We start from the raw sequence: 19,177 nt of genomic DNA on the forward strand, positions 1-19,177 counted from the left end.
TAATTTGTGTATATCGAAACTAACTTTTTAGCAATTAATGTTTTCTTATGATTTAATTGAGGCTTATCGATTATATAGATATCTTATATCGTATCTAATTTTTTAAGTTTCGTTTTGTATTTATTTGCTGTCTTGACTTAATCTTTTTTATCTTATTGTTTTTTAGATTATAGAGTTGAGACATCTATAATCTAATTATATTTCGAGTATTTTATTATGTTATTTACTTTTATAATCTTGTTTTCATTTTATCAAACTCATCTGATATTGTATTTTTATTAGGTTCTCTTGTCATTTTATCTATCGCATCGCCCCAGATACTAACAACTACTATACTTATACTAGAAGCGATAAAACCAGGAAGTAGTTCATATATATAAGAGCTAAGACCTAGTGTTATCCACAATATAACAGTTGCTCCACCAACTATCATTCCAGCTAAGGCTCCAAGTGCACTCATTTTTCTCCAATAAAGACTAAAAAGTAGCACAGGGCCAAAACTAGCACCAAAACCAGCCCAAGCATTTCCTACAACTCCAAGCACAGTATCACTTGATAAAAAAGCTAAAGCCGTAGCTATAAGAGCAACGCCAACAACTGCACATCTTCCTATTATGACTTGTTTATCTGCTGAAATTTCTTTTTTGTAAAATGCGAGTATAAAATCTTTGGTTATAGAACTAGCACTCACTAATAATTGACTTGAAACAGTGCTCATTATGGCGGAAAGCACAGCAGAAAGTATGATACCTACAAAAAATGGATGAAATAATATCTCGCCAAGTTTTAAAAATACTAATTCAGGATCTTTTAAAGCCATATTATTTTGATTAAAATAAACATATCCTATAAGACCACTCATAAGTGCTCCAAGTAGTCCTAATGTCATCCATCCGATTCCTATTTTTCTTGCTAAAGCTAACTCTTTTGAGCTTCTTATAGCCATAAATCTGACTATTATGTGCGGTTGTCCAAAATACCCAAGCCCCCAAGCTAATAAACCTAAAATCCCCAAAAAGCTTTGGTTTGCAAAGATATTTAAGTGATCTTTGCTAAGACTTGTTATTTCTGTTATAAATGTTTTATTGCCCGATAAATCTATATTGAAATAAGCTACTACCGGTATTGCAATCAAAACAAAAAACATCAAAGTACCTTGAAATACATCGGTTATGCAAACCGCTTTAAAACCACCAAAAAAGGTGTAAAAAACAACTATAAAAAGAGTTATAAAAGCACCAAGGCTAAAAGGAAGGTTGAAAAAACTTTCAAAACTTTTTCCACCGGCTATGATTCCACTTGATACATAAATGGTAAAAAATATAAGTATTATAAGTCCAGAAATTATTCTTAGTATTTTTGTTCTATCTTTGAAACGATTTTCTAAAAAATCAGGTATCGTAATGCTATCACTTGCAACTTCTGTATAAACTCTTATTCTTTTTGCTAAAAATAAATAATTGCAATAAGCTCCAACACAAAGTCCTATAACTATCCAAATATTTGCAAGTCCTGTTGCATAAAGAGCACCAGGAAGACCAAGCAACATCCATCCACTCATATCGCTTGCGCCTGCGCTTAAAGCAGTTGCAACCGGACCTAGTTGTCTGTTGTCAAGTAAATACTCGCTCATATTTGCTGTTTTGTTGTAAGAATACCAGCCTATAAAAAGTAATATTCCAAAATAAAATGCGATAGCCAAATAAGATGAAAAATCCATAAAATACCTTAGTTGTTTTTTATTTTAAAGATGTGATATTATTATAATTTTATTTAAAATCAAAGAAAATTTATAATTTTAAGCTAAAAAATAAGAAATTTTGCGTATTATTATTAGCTATTTTAAGTATTTAAAAAGGAAAAATTTGTCTAAAGAAAATTTTTTTAAATTACTATTTTTTGTAATAGTAGCTGTTGCTGGTATTTACTATACATACCCCACTGAGCTAAATAGTACCCAGAGAATGGCTTATATCAACAGCTATGGTGTTACATTAGGACTTACTGCTGGTGGTATAAGCATAGGTATTATATTGGGTTTTATACTTGCATTTTTAAAGTTTTTAGATATAAAAATTTTAAATTTCATAATAGATGAATATATAGATATATTAAGAGGCACTCCTATTATCATACAACTTTTGATTTTTTCTGTAGTAATTTTTGCTACTTGGAGCGATAATTTTTATGTGGCGCTTATAGCGCTAGGGCTAAATAGCTCTGCTTATGTTGCTGAGATAGTTAGAAGTGGTATAAATAGTGTAGATAAAGGTCAAATGGAAGCATCAAGAGCAATGGGGCTTAGTTATTATACATCTATGAAAGAGATAGTTTTTCCACAAGCTACAAAAAATATACTTCCAGCTTTAGCTAATGAGTTTATATCTTTATTTAAAGAGACTTCTGTTGTTGGTTATATTAGCGTTGTGGATATAACAATGCAAAGCAAGAGCCTTCAAGCCGTGTTTTATAACCCAAAGCCTATATTATTTACCGGCATAGTTTATTATATTAGTATTAAGTTTTTTTCATTTTTGGTTAGAAAATTAGAAGAGAGATTAAGACAAAATGATTAAAATTAGAGATTTAAATAAAAGCTATGAAAAATTACAGGTTTTAAAAGATATAAATTTAGATATAAAGCAAGGTGAAGTTATAGCTATAATAGGTCCTAGTGGTGGTGGTAAAAGCACATTTTTACGTTGTATAAATAGACTTGAAGAGCCAACTAGTGGTCATATATTTATAGATGGTGAAGATATTTTAGACAAAAAATCAAACATTAATAAAATTCGTCAAAAAGTAAGTATGGTATTTCAACATTTTAATCTATTTGCAAACAAAACTGTTTTGTCAAATTTAACATTAGCCCCTATAAAAACTGGAACTTTGTCAAAAGAAGAGGCTGAAAAAAAAGCCTTGGAGCTTTTAAAAAGTGTTGGATTGAGTGATAAAAAAGATGTGTTTCCGCATAAGCTTTCAGGTGGACAAAAACAGCGTATAGCTATAGCTAGATCGCTTGCTATGAATCCTGATGTTATACTTTTTGATGAGCCAACATCGGCTCTTGATCCTGAGATGATAGGTGAGGTTCTTGATATTATGCAAGATGTTGCTTCAAAAGGATTAACAATGCTTGTAGTTACTCATGAGATGGGATTTGCTAGAAATGTTGCAAATCGTATTTTTTTCATGGATGGTGGTGTGATAGCTGTTGACGATACTCCTAAAAATGTTTTTGAAAATCCTACACACCCACGTTTGAAAGAATTTTTAGGAAAAGTCTTAAATCACTAATAATATTAAAAAAAAGGAAAAAAATGAAAAAATTTTTATTGTTTTTGGCATTTGCTGTATTTTTTATGGGATGCATGGATGAAAAAAAAGAGGCCAAGGTTGCTGATGTCAATTCAAGCAAACAAGAAGTTGTAAAACTTGGTGTGAGTATGGATTATCCACCATTTGAGTTTATAGATGACAATAATAACCCAGCTGGTTTTGATATTGAATTAATGCAAGCTGTTGCTAAAAAAGTAGGGTTTGAATTAGAACTTAACAATATAAGCTTTGATGGTCTTATACCTGCTTTAAAAGCTGGTAAAATTGATGCTATAATGAGTGCTATGAGTGCTACTGAAGATAGAAGAAAATCAGTTGATTTTTCGGATACCTATTACTCAACTGAAAATTTATTTATTAGAAAAAAAGGCTCTGATGTTAATCAGAATAGCCTTGTTGATAAGCAAATAGGTGTTCAGCTTGGAACATTGCAAGAGAGTGCCGCTAAAAAAATTGAAGGTGCAAAAGTAATTCCTGCTGATAATGTTTTAAGCGCTATTATGGGCTTAAAAGCTGGAAAAATAGATGTTGTTTTGATTGATAGTTCTATAGGATATGGATATTTAAAACAAAATGAAGATTTGGAAGAATTTTATAAAGTTGCTGATGGCAGCGAAGGTTTTTCAATAGCTTTTGAGAAAGATAAAAAAGCAGAACTTATCAAAAAAATAAATTCTGCATTAAAAGAGCTTAAAGATGATGGTACTTTTGAGAAAATAGAAGAAAAATATAATTTGAAGTAAAATTTAATTTTTTAATTCAATGAAAAATATACTTATAATTGCCGGTTCTGACAGTGTTGCTGGAGCCGGTGCACAAGCTGATATAAAAACATGTGAAGCACTCGGTTGTTACGGTGCTGCTGCTATAAGTGTCTTAGTAGCAGAAAACTCTCAAAATGTTGTTAGTATATCGGAAGTAAGTTCTGAATTTGTTGATTCACAAATCAAATGCATTGTAGATGAACTTAGAATAGATGCTATTAAGATAGGAATGTTATATAATACTAATATAATAAATACTGTATTAAAATGGATTCCAATCATAAATGCTCCGGTTGTATTAGATCCAGTTTGTATCAGCAAGTCAAATATAAAGCTTATAGATGATAATGCTATTGATAGCTTAAAAGAACTTTTTAAATATGCAACTATTGCAACTCCTAATAAATTTGAAGCTGAATGTATTTTTCAAAATAATTTTAACAATCTTTTGTGTGATATAGTAGTTAAAAAAGATGTTGTTAATGGCTATAGTGTCGATAGACTATATAAAAAAGATGGTGGTGTTTTTGATTTTTCAACTCCACTTATTAAACCAGAGCTTATTCATGGTGCTGGTTGTACATTTAGTAGTGCCATAGCCTGCTTTTTAGCTCTTGGATTTGACATTCAAGATTGCGTAAAAAATGCTAAAAATTATGTTTATAATGCTATTTTGAATAGTCATGATACCAAATTTGGTAAAACATTATTAAGACATAATTTTAAGGATTTTAATGAGTGAAATTTATGCTTTAAGCGATGATATTTTAAGTCCAGATGATATTATTTTAGAGCATGTTGAAGATATATTACAAAGTGGTATTAAGTATTATCAATATCGTTGCAAACGCTTCAATAAAAATGAAGATATAGCACGAGAAATACTTTGTTTATGTAATGATTATAATGCTAGATTTATAATAAATGATGATATAGTTTTTGCAAAAAGAATAGGTGCAAAAAGTGTGCATATAGGCAAAAAAGATGTAAATCTAAAAGATGCCAGAAAATTTTTAGGTAAAGATTTTTTTATAGGTGTTAGTTGCTATGATAGTTTAGAGCTTGCCAAAGAAGCAGTAAAAAATGGAGCTGATTATATTGCATTTGGCTCAATTTTTACAAGTCTTACAAAGCCAGAAGCAGGCTCTGCAAGTCTTGATATAATAACTCAAGCAAAGAATATGTTTAATATCTCCGTATGTGCAATAGGTGGCATAAATGAAACAAATATCAGCAAAGTATCTGAAGCAAAAGCGGATCTTATAGCTATTGTTAATGCAATTTATGGTCCAAATTCTATAAAAGAAAATATATTAAATCTACAAAATAAAATCAATTAATTTTTTTAAATTTATAAAATTTTTATTTTTATAGTTATAAAATTGCCACCTACAAAAAATACTAGGGGGTGTTTATGATTTTTGTTCCTTTGTTTTCTATATTTGTTTTAATGGCATCTGGGTTTTTGGCTAAAAAAACAGGCGTATTAGAACAAAAGAATTCTACTATATTCATAAATTTTGTTTTATGTTTTGCAATACCGGCTTTGATTTTTGATAAGATGTATCATGTTAATATAGATACTACTCTTATTAGCATAATTTTTATAGGTTTTATATCAAGTATAATATCTGCTATTATTGGTTTTTTTATTTGCCGGTTTTTTAAATTTTCAAAAGCAACTACAGTTAGTGTTATTATGCTTAGTCTTTTTGGTAATACTCTTTTTGTTGGTATGCCTGTTGCCAGAGGTTTTTTTGGAGATGATATATTAAACGAAGTTATATTTTATGATCAAATGGCTACAAGCATTCCTATATCTATAATAGGACCTTTTATACTATCTTTCGGTGGTCATGATAAGGTTTCTCTTTTTAAGAACACAATGAAAATTTTAAAGTTTCCACCATTTGTTGCACTTGTGGCTGGAATTATTTTTAAAAATATATCAATTCCAGATTTTTTGTTTGAACCACTAAAATTATTTGAAGCAAGTATTACTCCAGTTGGTCTTTTTGCTATTGGAGTAGGACTTGGTTTTGCTAGTATAAAAAGCTCTTACAAAAGCACAGCAGTAGTTCTCTTTTGTAAAATGATACTTCCTGTTATTGTTTTTATTGTTATATCTAGTGTTATTGGGTTGGATATGCAAGATAAAACTTGGATAGTTGGTCTTATGCAATGTAGTATGCCTCCTATGATCTTGGCTGGTGCTATGATTATGAAAGCAGAACTTGATAGCTCTTTGGCTATATCATCTATAGCTACTGGTGTAGCTTTAAGCTTTATAACTCTTCCTATTATGTATTATATTTTTGTTATGTAGTTTATAATAAAAAATCGCTAATTTTTATTTATATAATTAGCGATTTAAATGGAACGATTTAAATGGTTAAATTAAAATGTTGATTGTGGATTTGATGGATTTTTGTCCCAATATAGTTTTGCCCCGGCTAACATGTGAAAGTGTAGGTGCATTACCTCTTGGCCACCATTTTCCCCACAGTTTGTTACGAGTCTATACCCACTTTCATCAACACCTATAAATCTTGCTAACTCTTGTATAAAACTTAACATTTCTCCCATTAAAGCAGGATCCATTTCTTGTATGTTTTTATAGTGTTTTTTTGGTATTATAAGTATGTGTATAGGGGCTTTTGGATTTATATCTCTAAAAGCAAGGAATTTATCATTTTCTAAAACTTTGTTGCATGGAATTTCTCCGGCTACTATTTTTTCAAAAATTGTCATTGTTTCTCCTTTAATTTTAGAAGATTATATCAGATTTAGATATAAAAAAATATTCTTTTATTAGTTTTTTAATAAATTTTATATAAAATCTTTGATAAAAATTTAAAAAGGTTGTATTCTTGAAAGATTTTATACAAAAGATTTCTGAAACGCAAGATCTTGCTAGTCTTGAAAAAATTAGACTTGAGATTTTTGGTAAAAAAGGTATTTTAGCTGAAGGTTTTGCAAAACTTAAAACCCTTGACAATAGCGAAAAAAAAGAGTTTGCTGAAAAACTAAACAAACAAAGGGATGAGTTTTCTGTTTTAATTGACAACAAAAAAGCCCAGTTAAGCGAAGAAGCTATTGCACTTAAAATGAAAAAAGATGCAGTAGATGTTACTTTGTTTAATGAACCTTTAAATGTGGGTGCTATTCATCCTGTGATGGATGTTATGGATAGGATAATAGAATATTTTGTTTCTCAAAATTTCTCATTAGAAACAGGCCCTTTAATAGAAGATGATTTTCATAATTTTGAAGCATTAAATTTACCAAAATATCATCCGGCACGTGATATGCAAGATACATTTTATTTGAGTGATTCAAGGCTTTTAAGGACACATACAAGCCCTGTTCAAATCAGAAAAATGCTAAGCTCAAAGCCACCTATAAGAATGATAGCTCCTGGAACAGTTTTTAGACGTGATTTTGATGTTACTCATACACCTATGTTTCATCAGGTTGAGGGATTGGTTGTAGAAGAGGGTGATAATGTAAGTTTTGCAAATCTAAAAAGTATGCTAGAAGGGTTTTTGAAACATATGTTTGGAGATGTGAAAGTTAGATTTAGACCTAGCTTTTTCCCTTTTACGGAACCTAGTGCAGAGGTAGATATTAGCTGTATATTTTGCCACGGCGAAGGTTGTAGAGTTTGCAAACACACGACCTGGCTAGAGGTTTTGGGATGTGGTGTTGTTGATCCAAATGTATTTAAATCTGTCGGATATAAAAATGTCAGCGGATATGCTTTTGGTCTTGGTGTTGAGCGTTTTGCTATGTTGCTTCATAGAGTTCCTGATTTACGCTCTTTGTTTGAGGGGGATTTAAGATTATTGGAGCAATTTAAATGATAATATCAAAAAACTGGTTAAATGAATGGGTAGATTTAGGTTCTATTAGTGCCGATGAAATTTTAAAAACTTTAAACTCAATAGGTCTTGAAGTAGATGGCTCTCATGAAATAAAAATACCTGAAAATATAGTTGTTGGATATGTAAAAAGCAAAGAAAAACATCCAGATGCTGATAAACTAAATGTTTGTCAAGTTGATGTTGGAAATGAAAATTTGCAGATAGTCTGCGGTGCTAAAAATGTTGAAGTTGGTCAGTTTGTTCCAGTTGCGTTAGTTGGTACTACAATGCCAAATGGAATGAAAATAAAAAAAGCTAAACTAAGAGGTATTGAGAGTTCTGGTATGATATGCTCATCAACAGAGCTTGGGTTGGCTAAAACAAATGATGGTATTATGGTGCTTGATGAGAGTATAGGACGATTAGAGCTTGGTAAACAGATTGCTGATTTTCCTATATTTAGTGATGTTGTTATTGATGTTGATATCACTGCAAATCGTGGAGATTGTCAAAGCATAAATGGCATAGCAAGAGAGCTTTGCGTTGCTTTGGACTTATGTTGTAAGGAAAATAAATCTTATGAAGATCCAGAAAATTTACCTGGTATAGGTCGTATATTTTCTATACATTCAGATGAAAATCTAAATAGTTCTTTTTTGTTTAAAGCTATAGAAATTAATGATAATATAAATGAGAGTTTAATAACAAGACTTAGATTGGGTCTTATTGGTAGCACTAAAACAAACCCTATAGAAAGGCTTTTGGAATATGCTACATATTCAACCGGTGTTTTATTTAGAGCTTATGATTATTCTAAGCTAAGTTTGAATAATAAAGTAACTTTTGATTTAAAAAATGGAAATTTTAAAGAAAGTATAATTAGTTGTAATGGTTTAAATATAGGTGTGGCTGGTGTTTTTCAAGACAAAAACTACAAAATAGACGAAAATACAAAAATAGCTATAATACAAGCTAGTTATTCTACCCCAAGTGTTATTAGTGAATTTAATGGTGAAAATAAAGACACTCAAAAAGATGATGAAGTATATAGAAGCAGTAGGGGTAGTGAGCCAAACTTAAATTTAGGAATAGACTTTTTATTTAAAATGTTTTTGAATTTAAAATCAATTGGTTTATATGCTGGAACACAGCAGTTTTTTATAAGAAGAGAAGCAACACTTATAAATATAGCAATATCTGATATAAATAAAATGATAGGTCGAGAAATTCAAAAAAATGATATTGTTAGAATTCTAAAAAAACTTGGCTTTGAAGTTGTGCTAAATCAAGAACTTGAAACCATAAATGTTAAAGTGCCATTATTTAGACACGATATAGTAAATATTCATGATGTTTGTGAAGAGATAGTAAGAATAATAGGCATAGACAATATCAGCTCAAAACCACTTATTTTTAGCGAAGAAAATAGATTAAACGATACATATAAAAGATATAAATTTGCTTTACAATTAAGAAAAAGAGCCGCTAGTGTTGGATTTTTTGAAAGTGTTCATTATGTGTTTGATAATAGTGAAAGTCTGGATAAACTAGGATTTAAGCCTTGCAAAATTGGCATAAGTAATCCTATAAACAATGAATTAAATACATTAAGACCAACTCTTGTAAATCACCTTTTAAGCTCTTGTGAAAAAAATATCAAAAATTCTAAAAAATCAATCAAATTATTTGAATATGGTGTTGTTTTTGATGAAAATGCAAATCAAAGTTCAAATTTTGGATTTTTAGTATCAGGTTTATCAAAAGACCCTAGTTTAAAAAATGGAGCTAAGGTTTCTGAAGTAGACTTTTTTGAGTTTTCAAGCTTGGTCTCTAGTGTGATTGGTAAGATACAATTAGTGGCTTCAACTGATAAGATATATCTAAGCCCATACGAACAAGCTAAAATTTACAAAAATGGTATCGAGATAGGATATATAGGTAGAGTTCATCTTAAGATAGCGGATGATATGGATCTACCAAAAACTTATGTGGCTGAAATCTATTTTGATAAAATGAACAATGAAAGCATAAAGGCTGAATCTTATTCTAAATTCCCAAATGTTAGTCGTGATTTAAGTCTCATTGTTCCTGATGGTATGAAATTTAGTGAAATAAAAGATTGTATAAACTCTCTATCTTTAAAAAATTTAAAAGATTTTTTACCGGTAGATATATATAAATCCGATGAGCTTAAAGGAAGTTCTAGTATAACTATTAAATTTACTTTCCAAGACAATGAAAAAACTCTTGAAGATGAAGAGATAAATGCAATTGTAGATAATATATTACAAGCCTTAAAAGGTAAATTAAATATAGGTATAAGATGATTATAAAGCCATTAAAAAAGCCTATTGATATCGTTTTAGAGGATATATCCGCCGATAAATCAATATCTCATAGAACTGCTATTTTTTCACTACTTAGTGATAAAGATAGTAAAATAAGAGGTTATTTAAAAGCTGAAGATACATTAAATACATTAAATATTATAAAACAATTGGGGGCTAGCATAAAAGAGGTGGATGATGAGATTATCATTACTCCACCACAGCACATAAAAGAGCCAAATACTATATTGGATTGTGGAAACTCAGGCACTGCTATGCGTATATTTATGGGTTTTTTAGCAGCTCAGAATGGTTATTATGTTCTTAGTGGCGATCAGTATCTAAATGAAAGACCTATGTCAAGAGTTGCTACTCCTCTTTTAAAGGTTGGAGCAAAAATAGATGGTAGAAATAACGGTGATAAGGCACCTATTTGTGTAAGAGGTTCTAAACTTGACTTTTTTAAATTTGAAAGTCAAATAAGCTCTGCTCAGATTAAGTCAGCACTTATATTGGCTGGATTGTGTTCGAATGGTTGCGAGTTTTATGAAAATGAATTAAGTAGAGACCATACTGAAAAAATGCTTTTGGGTATGGGTGCTAATATAAAAGTTGATGGTTTAAGAATCTTTGTAGAACCTATGAAAAAACCATTAGAGCCACTTGATATAGATGTGCCAAATGATCCTAGTTCTGCATTTTTTTATGCTGTAGCGGCTTGTGTTATTCCAAATTCTCATTTGATTATTAAAAATATTATTTTAAATAAAACTCGTATAGAAGCTTATAATGTTTTAAAGAAAATGGGTGCTAATATAACTTTTAAAAAGACAAGTTCTCAGTATGAAGATATTGGTGAAATAGAGATAAAATATGCACCGCTTAAAAGTATTGATGTTAGTAAAAATATATCTTGGCTTATTGATGAAATTCCTGCATTGGCGATTGCATTTTGTTTTGCTGATGGAAAAAGTAGTATAAGAAATGCAAAAGAGTTAAGAGTAAAGGAATCAGATAGAATACATACTATGGTTGTTGGTTTAAGACAATGTGGTATTGAAGTTCAGGAATTTGAAGATGGTTTTAGTGTTGTTGGAGGAGAGGCAAAAAGTGCTATTATAGATAGCCATGGAGATCATAGGATAGCTATGAGTTTTGCTATTTTAGGACTTATTTGTGGTATGCAAATAGAAAAAAGTGAGTTTATAAAAACTTCTTTTCCAAATTTTAGTAATATACTTAGAAAGATTGGTGTTTATATTGAAGATTGAATTAGCTAGTAATTATGGGTTTTGTTTCGGTGTTAAAAGAGCTATAAAAATGGCTGAAAATGCAAAGGATGCTTCTACTATAGGTCCTTTGATACATAATAATGAAGAGATTAATCGTTTAAAAATAAATTTTAATGTAAAAACTCTTAATGGAATAAGCGAATTACAAGATGAAAAAAAAGTCATTATAAGAACTCACGGAATTCCTAAAAATGATTTAGAAAAATTAAATGCGAGTAAGATAGATGTTATAGATGCAACTTGTCCATTTGTAACAAAACCACAACAAATTTGTGAAAAAATGAGTCAAGATGGATATGATATAGTTATTTTTGGAGATGAAAATCATCCAGAGGTAAAAGGTGTAAAATCGTATGCCAATGGAAATGTGTTTGTTATACTTGAAGAAGAAGAGCTTGAAAATATAAAATTATCTCAAAAAGTTGCAGTTGTTAGCCAAACTACTCGTAAAGTAGAAAAATTTATGCAAATTGTTAATTATTTAATTTCTAGAGTGAAAGAGGTTAGGGTGTTTAACACAATTTGCAATGCCACTTTTGAAAATCAAGAAGCTGTTAAAAATTTATCAAAAAAAGCAGATGTTATGATAGTTATAGGTGGTAAAAATAGCTCAAACACAAAACAACTTTACTTAATAGCTAAAAATTTTTGTGAAGATAGTTATCTTATCGAGAGCGAAAATGAGATAAATAGTGAATGGTTTGAAGGAAAGCAGCTTTGCGGTGTAAGTGCTGGTGCTAGTACTCCTGACTGGATTATACAAAAGGTTATAAATAAAATAGAAAAAATATAAATTTCAACCATTAATAAGGAAATTTTAAATAAAATAAGTAAATTTGCAGTATAATAGCAAATCATAAAACATAAAAAGGACTAAGATGGCTGTGAACAAAAGCGTTCAGTTAAATAAGGCAGATGACATTGAAGATATCGATTTTGCAACGATGTTAGAGGAGTCTTTTAAAAAGACAGAAGAAGATAGCGAAGGAACTATTGTAGAGATAAGAGGAGATGAGGCTTTAGTCGATATAGGCAAAAAGTCCGAAGGTAGACTTCAACTTTCCGAAATAACCGATGCTAATGGTAACTTACTTTACAATGTAGGCGATACTATAAAAGTTGTAATAACTGGCAGAGGTTCTGTATCTCATAAAAAAGCTTTAAGAAAAGAAAAGGTTAAAGCTTATATACAAAATTATGATCCTGAAACACAAGATAATACTATTGAGGTAAAAATTATAGGTAAGAATAAGGGCGGTTTTGTTGCTCAAGATGCTGATGGTGTTGAATTTTTTATGCCTAGAACTCAAAGTGGATTTAAAAACTCTAACGATATAGTTGGTAAAACATACAAAGTTAAGATTATTAAAGTAGACAAAGACGAGCAAAGTATTGTTATTTCTAGAAAAAAAATACTAGATGAAGATAGAAAGAAAAGAAAAGAAGCTCTTTTAAGCATTGTAGATAATGAAGAAGTTATGGAAGGCACTGTAAAGAAAATAACTACTTATGGAATGTTTGTAGATGTTGGAGGTGTTGATGGTCTTGTTCATTATAGCGAGATTAGCTATAAAGGGCCAGTAAATCCTAGTTCTATGTATAATGAAGGCGATAAAGTCTTAGTTAAAGTTATGAGTTATGATAATGAAAAACGTCATCTTTCTTTATCTATAAAGGCAGCTATGCCTGATCCATGGGAAGAGATTAAAGATGGTCTTGATGTTGGAGATACTATAAAAGTTATCGTTAGCAATATAGAGCCTTATGGAGCTTTTGTTGATCTTGGTAATGACATAGAAGGATTTTTACATATATCTGAAATTTCTTGGGACAAAAATATAAAAAATCCAAAAGATCATATAAGTGAAGGTCAAGATATTGATGTTGAAGTTATAGAGATAGATGCTAAAGAAAGACGTTTAAGGGTTAGCCTTAAAAATTTACTTCCTAAACCTTTTGATGAGTTTAGAAAGAGCCATAAAGAGGGCGATGTTGTAGAGGGTATTGTTACTAGTGTTACAGCTTTTGGTGCTTTTGTAAAGATAGGTTCTGTTGAAGGTCTGTTACATAACGAAGATGCATCTTGGGATAGAAATGTTAGATGTAAAGAGTTGTTTAAAAATGGCGATTTAGTTAAAGTTAAAATCGTCAGAATAGATAGCAATGATCAAAAAATATCTTTAAGTATGAAAGAGTTAAAACAAAGCCCTGTTCAAGATTTTGCTACTAAACACAAAATCGGAGATATTGTAAAAGGTAAGATTAGAGATATTAAAGATTTTGGTATTTTTGTTGAACTTGATGATAACGTTGATGCTCTTATTAGAAAAGAAGATATTGGCAATTTAGATATAGAATCTTTGAAAGTAGGAGACGATATAGAAGCAGCTATAGCATTTATTGATGAAAAGAGAAACAGAATACGCTTAAGTATTAAATTTTTAGCAAAACAAAAAGAGCGTGAAGTTTTAAATGAAATTAATGATAACGACAAGATTACTCTTGGAGATATCATAAAAGAGCAATTACAATAAAATATGCATAAGCATGCTCTTTTGAGTATAATAGTAATTTTATTTTGTGCTTTAATTTTTTCAGGTGTCGGTCTGTATAGATTTGCTAATAATAATCTTTCTGAGGCTCCTGAAATTAAAGTATTAAATGAAAGTCAAAACAACCTAGACAAGAGTAACAAAAAGAAGGATTGGGTTGGAGAGCTTGCAAATATGCCAAAAACGGAGTATATTCTTCCGACAAATCAAATATATATACATTATTCTTATCCAATTCAGTCTGATACCAAGACCGCTTACGAACTTATTGTTGATAAAAGTGATATTTATTCTATATTTTGCATCAAGCAAACACTGTATAATGAAAATGTTGATTTTACTATAGTTAAAGACGGTAATTTAAATAAAGTTTTTTTAAATACAAGTGATTCAAAGCTTTTACAGGATATCATATTGAAATTAAAGTCATATGATATAAATTCAAATGTAATAGAGGTAAAAATATGAAAACTATTATTGTTTGTGATGCGTTGCATCCTGTTGCTCTTGAGCTTTTAAAGAAAGAAGATGATATTAATATTATTGATGCTGTTTCTACGCCAAAAGACGAACTTCTAAAAATTATAGGTGAGGCAGATGTTGCTATAACTAGAAGTTCAACAGATGTGGATGAAATTTTTTTAAATGCAGCTAAAAAACTTAAAGCTGTAGTTAGAGCTGGTGTTGGTGTTGATAATGTTGATATTGAAGGTTGTTCTAGACGTGGAATTATAGTTATGAATGTTCCTACTGCAAATACAATAGCAGCTGTAGAACTTACTATGGCTCATATGTTATGTGCAGCTAGATCTTTTGTTTACGCTCATAATGACTTAAAAGAAAATAGAATTTGGAAGCGTGAAAAATGGTATGGAGTCGAACTTTTTAATAAAAGCTTAGGTATTATAGGATTTGGAAATATAGGTTCAAGAGTTGCAACTAGAGCTAAATCTTTTGGTATGAACATAATTGCTTATGATCCATATATAGACCCTGCAAAAGTTTTGGATATGGGTGGCACGTATACTACAAATTTTGATGATATTTTAAAATGTGATTTTATAACTATACATACTCCAAAAACTAGTGAAACAACAAATATTATTGATAAAGCAGAAATTGATAAAATGAAAGATGGTGTAAGACTTATAAACTGTGCTAGGGGTGGTTTATATAACGAAAAAGCACTTGAAGATGGTTTAAAAAGTGGAAAAATAGCTTTTGCTGGAATTGATGTTTTTTCAAAAGAGCCAGCAATAAATCATCCATTGCTTGATTTGCCAAATATAAGCGTTACAGCCCACCTTGGTGCAAATACATTAGAATCTCAGCAAAATATCGCTGTTCAAGCTGTAGAGCAGGCATTAAGTGCTGTTCGTTCTATTAGTTATCCTAATGCTTTAAATTTACCTATAAAAACTGAAGATTTACCACCATTTGTAGAACCTTATATTGAGCTTACAAGCAAGATGGCATTTTTAGGAGCACAAATAAACAAAAAAGCTATAAAATCAATATCTATTGAAGTGCAAGGTGAAATAAGTGATTATAAAGATTCAATGCTTACTTTTGCTATTGTTGGTGCTTTAAAAGAGAGCTTTGGTGAAAATATCAACTATGTAAATGCTAACTTTGTTTGTGATGAAAAAGGTATATCTTATGATGCTACAATTTCTCCTGTAAGTGGCTATAAAAATAAAATATCAGTTAAAATAACAACTGAGATAGATACTACTATTGTAAGCGGAACAGTGTTTGATGAAAATGAACAAAGAATAGTTGGAATAAATGGCTTTAAGACCGATTTTAAACCAAAAGGAAAAATGATAATATTTAAAAACAATGACGTTCCTGGTGTTATAGCTCAAATAAGTTCTATTTTGGCATCTTCTGGTATAAATATAGCTGACTTTAGACTTGGTAGAGATGATCACGGCAAAGCACTTGCTGTTATCTTGGTTGATGAAAAAATAAGCAAAGAAACTCTTGCCGCATTAAATGCTTTAGATACTTGCCTTTGGGCTTCTTATGCTGTTTTATAATATCCTTGAAGAAATTCAAGGATAAATTTTAAGGATAATTTTGTGAAAATAACATTAATTATTGTGTTAATTATATTTTTTATATTGCTGTGTTGTGTTTTGGGATATTTTATTTTTAAATTACAAGATAGTGATTCTTATGCCAAAGAGGAAAATAACAATCAAAACACAAAAAAACAAAATACAATAACAGATGTTGTAGAATTAGTTTCAGATGATTCTTTGACCAGAAAAGAACTTTTTTTATTATGTGAAGCTTTTTTAAAGCATAATTTTCCTTCTAAAAATGGTTCAGGTGTGCCGGATTCGGCCAAAGAATATCTTAATTTTATACTTCTTATAGCAAGTCATAAAAATGCTGATGCCAAAATAATAAGTTTTTTAAATACTGAAGCAAAAAAGAAAAATCCAGAATATGCTTCAGATATAGAAAGATATGAATCTTTGGGTTTACAACAAAGAAAAAAAACATAAATAGTTTTTTGAGCTTACTAAAAGATATTTTTATTTATAATATAAAAAAAATTAAGGTTTTTAAATTGCAAAGATACCCAACAAAACAGATTAAAATTCGTAATGTCAAAATTGGTGGAGATGCTCCTATTAGTGTTCAGTCTATGACTTTTTCTAAGACAAAAGATATACAAGGAACATTAGAACAGATAAATCGTCTTTATTTCGCAGGGTGTGATATAGTTCGCTGTGCTGTCTTGGATAAAGAAGATGCAGCGGCTCTCAAAGAGATAGTAAAACAAAGCCCACTTCCGGTGGTAGCAGATATACATTTTAATTATCGTTTGGCTTTGATTGTTAGTGAGTATGTGGATGCCATCAGAATAAATCCAGGAAATATAGGCTCAAAAGATAGAATAAAAGCTGTTGTTCAAGCTTGCAAACAAAGAAATTTACCTATTAGAATAGGTGTAAACTCAGGCTCCTTGGAAGCTCAGTTTGAAGATAAATATGGAAGAAATGTTGCAGCAATGATACAATCAGCTCTTTATAATACTAAATTGTTAGAGGATCTTGACTTTACAGACATAAAAATTTCATTAAAATCAAGCGATGTTGAAAGAACTATGAATGGGTATAGGGAGCTTAGGGAAAAAGTTGATTATCCTTTCCATTTGGGTGTAACAGAAGCAGGAACTACTTTTCATGCTACTATAAAATCATCAATAGCATTGGGTGGACTTTTAATGCTTGGTATTGGCGATACTATGAGAGTTAGTATTACAGGAGAGTTAGAAGAAGAGATAAAGGTTGCAAAAGCTATATTAAAAGATAGTGGAAGACAAAAAGAGGGGCTAAATATTATATCTTGTCCAACTTGCGGAAGATTACAAAGCAATCTAGTAAAAGCCATTAAGATCGTAGAAGAAAAGACAAAACATATCAAAGAATCTTTAAATGTTTCAGTTATGGGCTGTGTTGTAAATGCTATCGGTGAGGCCAAAGGCGCTGATGTTGCAATAGCATTTGGTAAAGGCAATGGTCTTATAATGAGAAGAGGAGAGGTGGTCGCAAAACTAAAAGAAGATGAGTTGGTCGATAGATTTTTACTTGAAATTGATGATGAGATAAAATCACGTGGATAAAAATAATATAGAATTAAGCTCTCTTTATGATCTTGATATGGAAAGAGCGATATTAAGCTCTATAATTTTAAATAATGATGCACTTAGTGAAATTTATGACCTTGTAGGTGCAAAAGATTTTTATTTAAAAGCTCATAGTGATATATTTAAAGCCATGATAGAGTGTCTAAACTCAGATGTTCCTATAGCTAGTTCTTTTTTGAAAACAAAACTTGGTAAAAGTTATAATGAAGCTGTTTTGACAGATATATTAGGAACAAATGGTATTGTTGATATAAAAAAATATGCTAATGAGCTAAAAGAAAAATCAGTTAAAAGAAGCATACTCAAAATGGCTCAAGATATGCCAGGTAAAGTTTCTCAAGATAAACCAAGTAGGGATATGGTTGATGAGATATCCTCTGAGCTTTATAATCTAACAGATGTTAAAAGCACTGGAAGTATAAAAGAGAGCAAAGAGATAGTAAATGATTTTCTTGAATATATAAAAAAACAATCACAATTAGATGAAAAAGACACTGTTGGATTAAGCACTGGTTTTAAAAGTCTTGATGAAAAAACAAATGGCTTTAAAAATGGGGACCTTATAATAGTAGCTGCTCGTCCCGGTATGGGTAAGACAACTATATGTTTAAATTTTATAGAAAAGGCACTAAGTCAAAACAAGGGTGTTGTATTTTTCTCTCTTGAAATGCCAGCCGAACAGATAATGATGCGTATGTTATCTGCTAAAACTTCTATCCCACTTCAAAATATCATAAGTGCAAAAATGGAAGATGATGAGCTTACTAAGTTAAGTGATGCTTGTGAATATATGAGTTCTCGTAAGCTTTTCGTTCACGATAGCGGATATGTAAATATACATCAGATACGAACCCAGCTTAGAAAACTAAAAACATCGCATAAAGAAATTTCACTTTGTGTTATTGACTATATAGGTCTTATGATGAGTACAAGTAATTTTAATGAAAGACATCTTCAGATTGCTGAAATTTCTCGTGGGTTAAAGCTTTTGGCTCGTGAGCTTGATATCCCTATTATAGCACTTTCTCAGTTAAATAGAGGGCTAGAATCAAGATCAAATAAAAGACCTATGCTTAGTGATTTAAGAGAGTCTGGTGCTATAGAGCAAGATGCCGATATGATATTTTTTATATTTAGGGAAGAAGTTTATAGAGAGCAAGAGGAAAAAGAGAGAGAAGAAAGAGCAAAGGCTGAGGGTAAAGAATATGTTAAAAAGTTTGTCCCAGAAAATAAATTACAAGAAAAAGCGGAGATAATAATAGGGAAAAATAGAAACGGTGAGCCAGGTATAGTAGAAGTAATATTTAAAAAAGATCATTCCAAATTTGTCGAAAAAGCACCTATGCCGGATAGTGTTTCTGAGTTTAAAGGCTAAT

The 19,177-nt window shown here is 30.4% G+C and carries 18 protein-coding genes; 16 read left to right on the plus strand and 2 right to left on the minus strand.

Annotation, left to right across the window (positions count from 1 at the left end):
• Positions 1 to 229: 229 nt before the first annotated feature.
• Positions 230 to 1,720 carry a sodium/proline symporter PutP gene (putP, locus tag CPIN17260_RS03795; protein ID WP_078398042.1) on the minus strand — a complete coding sequence of 497 codons (1,491 nt, stop codon included), beginning with the start codon at positions 1,718 to 1,720 and terminating at the stop codon, positions 230 to 232.
• Positions 1,721 to 1,865: 145 nt separating this feature from the next.
• On the opposite strand from putP, the gene CPIN17260_RS03800 reads away from it, so the two are divergent.
• The 6 genes from CPIN17260_RS03800 (at position 1,866) to CPIN17260_RS03825 (ending at position 6,429) form a co-directional block, all read left to right on the plus strand.
• Complete coding sequence (locus CPIN17260_RS03800) at positions 1,866 to 2,576, plus strand: amino acid ABC transporter permease (protein ID WP_069632472.1); 711 nt, start codon at positions 1,866 to 1,868, stop codon at positions 2,574 to 2,576.
• Positions 2,569 to 3,297 (plus strand): amino acid ABC transporter ATP-binding protein, encoded by a 729-nt coding sequence (locus CPIN17260_RS03805; protein WP_069637278.1) that lies wholly within the window; start codon positions 2,569 to 2,571, stop codon positions 3,295 to 3,297. Before CPIN17260_RS03800 ends, CPIN17260_RS03805 begins: the two co-directional genes overlap by 8 nt.
• Before the next feature lie 23 nt (positions 3,298 to 3,320).
• Positions 3,321 to 4,082, plus strand: coding sequence for a transporter substrate-binding domain-containing protein (locus CPIN17260_RS03810; RefSeq protein WP_078405985.1), 762 nt, complete (start codon positions 3,321 to 3,323; stop codon positions 4,080 to 4,082).
• 19 nt (positions 4,083 to 4,101) lie between these two features.
• Positions 4,102 to 4,845: a hydroxymethylpyrimidine/phosphomethylpyrimidine kinase gene (locus tag CPIN17260_RS03815; protein WP_078440581.1), complete on the plus strand. Its 744-nt coding sequence runs from the start codon at positions 4,102 to 4,104 to the stop codon at positions 4,843 to 4,845.
• On the plus strand, positions 4,838 to 5,443 hold the full coding sequence (gene thiE, locus CPIN17260_RS03820) for a thiamine phosphate synthase (protein ID WP_069632476.1): 606 nt from the start codon (positions 4,838 to 4,840) through the stop codon (positions 5,441 to 5,443). The genes CPIN17260_RS03815 and thiE overlap by 8 nt, the downstream gene beginning before the upstream one ends.
• 74 nt (positions 5,444 to 5,517) lie before the next feature.
• Positions 5,518 to 6,429 carry an AEC family transporter gene (locus tag CPIN17260_RS03825; protein ID WP_069632477.1) on the plus strand — a complete coding sequence of 304 codons (912 nt, stop codon included), beginning with the start codon at positions 5,518 to 5,520 and terminating at the stop codon, positions 6,427 to 6,429.
• Positions 6,430 to 6,500: 71 nt separating this feature from the next.
• On the opposite strand, the gene CPIN17260_RS03830 is transcribed toward CPIN17260_RS03825, so the two are convergent.
• Complete coding sequence (locus CPIN17260_RS03830; protein ID WP_069632478.1) at positions 6,501 to 6,854, minus strand: histidine triad nucleotide-binding protein; 354 nt, start codon at positions 6,852 to 6,854, stop codon at positions 6,501 to 6,503.
• 119 nt (positions 6,855 to 6,973) lie between these two features.
• On the opposite strand from CPIN17260_RS03830, the gene pheS reads away from it, so the two are divergent.
• From pheS to CPIN17260_RS03880, 10 genes are all read left to right on the plus strand, one after another.
• Positions 6,974 to 7,966, plus strand: a complete 993-nt coding sequence (pheS, locus tag CPIN17260_RS03835; RefSeq protein ID WP_069632479.1) for a phenylalanine--tRNA ligase subunit alpha — start codon at positions 6,974 to 6,976, stop codon at positions 7,964 to 7,966.
• Positions 7,963 to 10,293 carry a phenylalanine--tRNA ligase subunit beta gene (gene pheT, locus CPIN17260_RS03840; protein ID WP_078440582.1) on the plus strand — a complete coding sequence of 777 codons (2,331 nt, stop codon included), beginning with the start codon at positions 7,963 to 7,965 and terminating at the stop codon, positions 10,291 to 10,293. The genes pheS and pheT overlap by 4 nt, the downstream gene beginning before the upstream one ends.
• The gene (gene aroA, locus CPIN17260_RS03845) at positions 10,290 to 11,564 is read left to right on the plus strand and encodes a 3-phosphoshikimate 1-carboxyvinyltransferase (protein WP_078440583.1); all 1,275 of its coding nucleotides are present in this window, start codon (positions 10,290 to 10,292) and stop codon (positions 11,562 to 11,564) included. Before pheT ends, aroA begins: the two co-directional genes overlap by 4 nt.
• A complete protein-coding gene (locus CPIN17260_RS03850) occupies positions 11,554 to 12,378 on the plus strand; it encodes a 4-hydroxy-3-methylbut-2-enyl diphosphate reductase (protein WP_069632482.1) in 825 nt (274 codons plus the stop codon). The genes aroA and CPIN17260_RS03850 overlap by 11 nt, the downstream gene beginning before the upstream one ends.
• Before the next feature lie 85 nt (positions 12,379 to 12,463).
• Positions 12,464 to 14,119 carry a 30S ribosomal protein S1 gene (locus CPIN17260_RS03855; RefSeq protein ID WP_078387587.1) on the plus strand — a complete coding sequence of 552 codons (1,656 nt, stop codon included), beginning with the start codon at positions 12,464 to 12,466 and terminating at the stop codon, positions 14,117 to 14,119.
• A 21-nt stretch (positions 14,120 to 14,140) separates the two neighbouring features.
• Entirely contained in the window at positions 14,141 to 14,605 is a 465-nt protein-coding gene (locus CPIN17260_RS03860; RefSeq protein ID WP_069636672.1) for a hypothetical protein, read from the plus strand.
• A complete protein-coding gene (gene serA, locus CPIN17260_RS03865) occupies positions 14,602 to 16,179 on the plus strand; it encodes a phosphoglycerate dehydrogenase (protein WP_078398045.1) in 1,578 nt (525 codons plus the stop codon). Before CPIN17260_RS03860 ends, serA begins: the two co-directional genes overlap by 4 nt.
• A 42-nt stretch (positions 16,180 to 16,221) precedes the next feature.
• Positions 16,222 to 16,653, plus strand: a complete 432-nt coding sequence (locus CPIN17260_RS09300; RefSeq protein ID WP_078440584.1) for a hypothetical protein — start codon at positions 16,222 to 16,224, stop codon at positions 16,651 to 16,653.
• Between the two features lie 65 nt (positions 16,654 to 16,718).
• Complete coding sequence (ispG, locus tag CPIN17260_RS03875; RefSeq protein ID WP_078440585.1) at positions 16,719 to 17,777, plus strand: flavodoxin-dependent (E)-4-hydroxy-3-methylbut-2-enyl-diphosphate synthase; 1,059 nt, start codon at positions 16,719 to 16,721, stop codon at positions 17,775 to 17,777.
• Positions 17,770 to 19,176 (plus strand): replicative DNA helicase, encoded by a 1,407-nt coding sequence (locus CPIN17260_RS03880; RefSeq protein ID WP_078440586.1) that lies wholly within the window; start codon positions 17,770 to 17,772, stop codon positions 19,174 to 19,176. The genes ispG and CPIN17260_RS03880 overlap by 8 nt, the downstream gene beginning before the upstream one ends.
• Position 19,177 lies beyond the last annotated feature (1 nt).

This window comes from Campylobacter pinnipediorum subsp. pinnipediorum, assembly GCF_002021925.1.
Lineage (GTDB): Bacteria > Campylobacterota > Campylobacteria > Campylobacterales > Campylobacteraceae > Campylobacter_A > Campylobacter_A pinnipediorum.

What these genes read in the sequence shown, in the direction of transcription:
- putP (WP_078398042.1), bottom strand. Translation starts at nt 1,720, where the DNA reads ATGGATTTTTCATCTTATTTGGCTATCGCATTTTATTTTGGAATATTA.
- aroA (WP_078440583.1), top strand. Translation starts at nt 10,290, where the DNA reads ATGATTATAAAGCCATTAAAAAAGCCTATTGATATCGTTTTAGAGGAT.
- pheT (WP_078440582.1), top strand. Translation starts at nt 7,963, where the DNA reads ATGATAATATCAAAAAACTGGTTAAATGAATGGGTAGATTTAGGTTCT.
- thiE (WP_069632476.1), top strand. Translation starts at nt 4,838, where the DNA reads ATGAGTGAAATTTATGCTTTAAGCGATGATATTTTAAGTCCAGATGAT.
- CPIN17260_RS03805 (WP_069637278.1), top strand. Translation starts at nt 2,569, where the DNA reads ATGATTAAAATTAGAGATTTAAATAAAAGCTATGAAAAATTACAGGTT.
- CPIN17260_RS03825 (WP_069632477.1), top strand. Translation starts at nt 5,518, where the DNA reads ATGATTTTTGTTCCTTTGTTTTCTATATTTGTTTTAATGGCATCTGGG.
- CPIN17260_RS03810 (WP_078405985.1), top strand. Translation starts at nt 3,321, where the DNA reads ATGAAAAAATTTTTATTGTTTTTGGCATTTGCTGTATTTTTTATGGGA.
- serA (WP_078398045.1), top strand. Translation starts at nt 14,602, where the DNA reads ATGAAAACTATTATTGTTTGTGATGCGTTGCATCCTGTTGCTCTTGAG.
- CPIN17260_RS03855 (WP_078387587.1), top strand. Translation starts at nt 12,464, where the DNA reads ATGGCTGTGAACAAAAGCGTTCAGTTAAATAAGGCAGATGACATTGAA.
- CPIN17260_RS03815 (WP_078440581.1), top strand. Translation starts at nt 4,102, where the DNA reads ATGAAAAATATACTTATAATTGCCGGTTCTGACAGTGTTGCTGGAGCC.
- CPIN17260_RS03830 (WP_069632478.1), bottom strand. Translation starts at nt 6,854, where the DNA reads ATGACAATTTTTGAAAAAATAGTAGCCGGAGAAATTCCATGCAACAAA.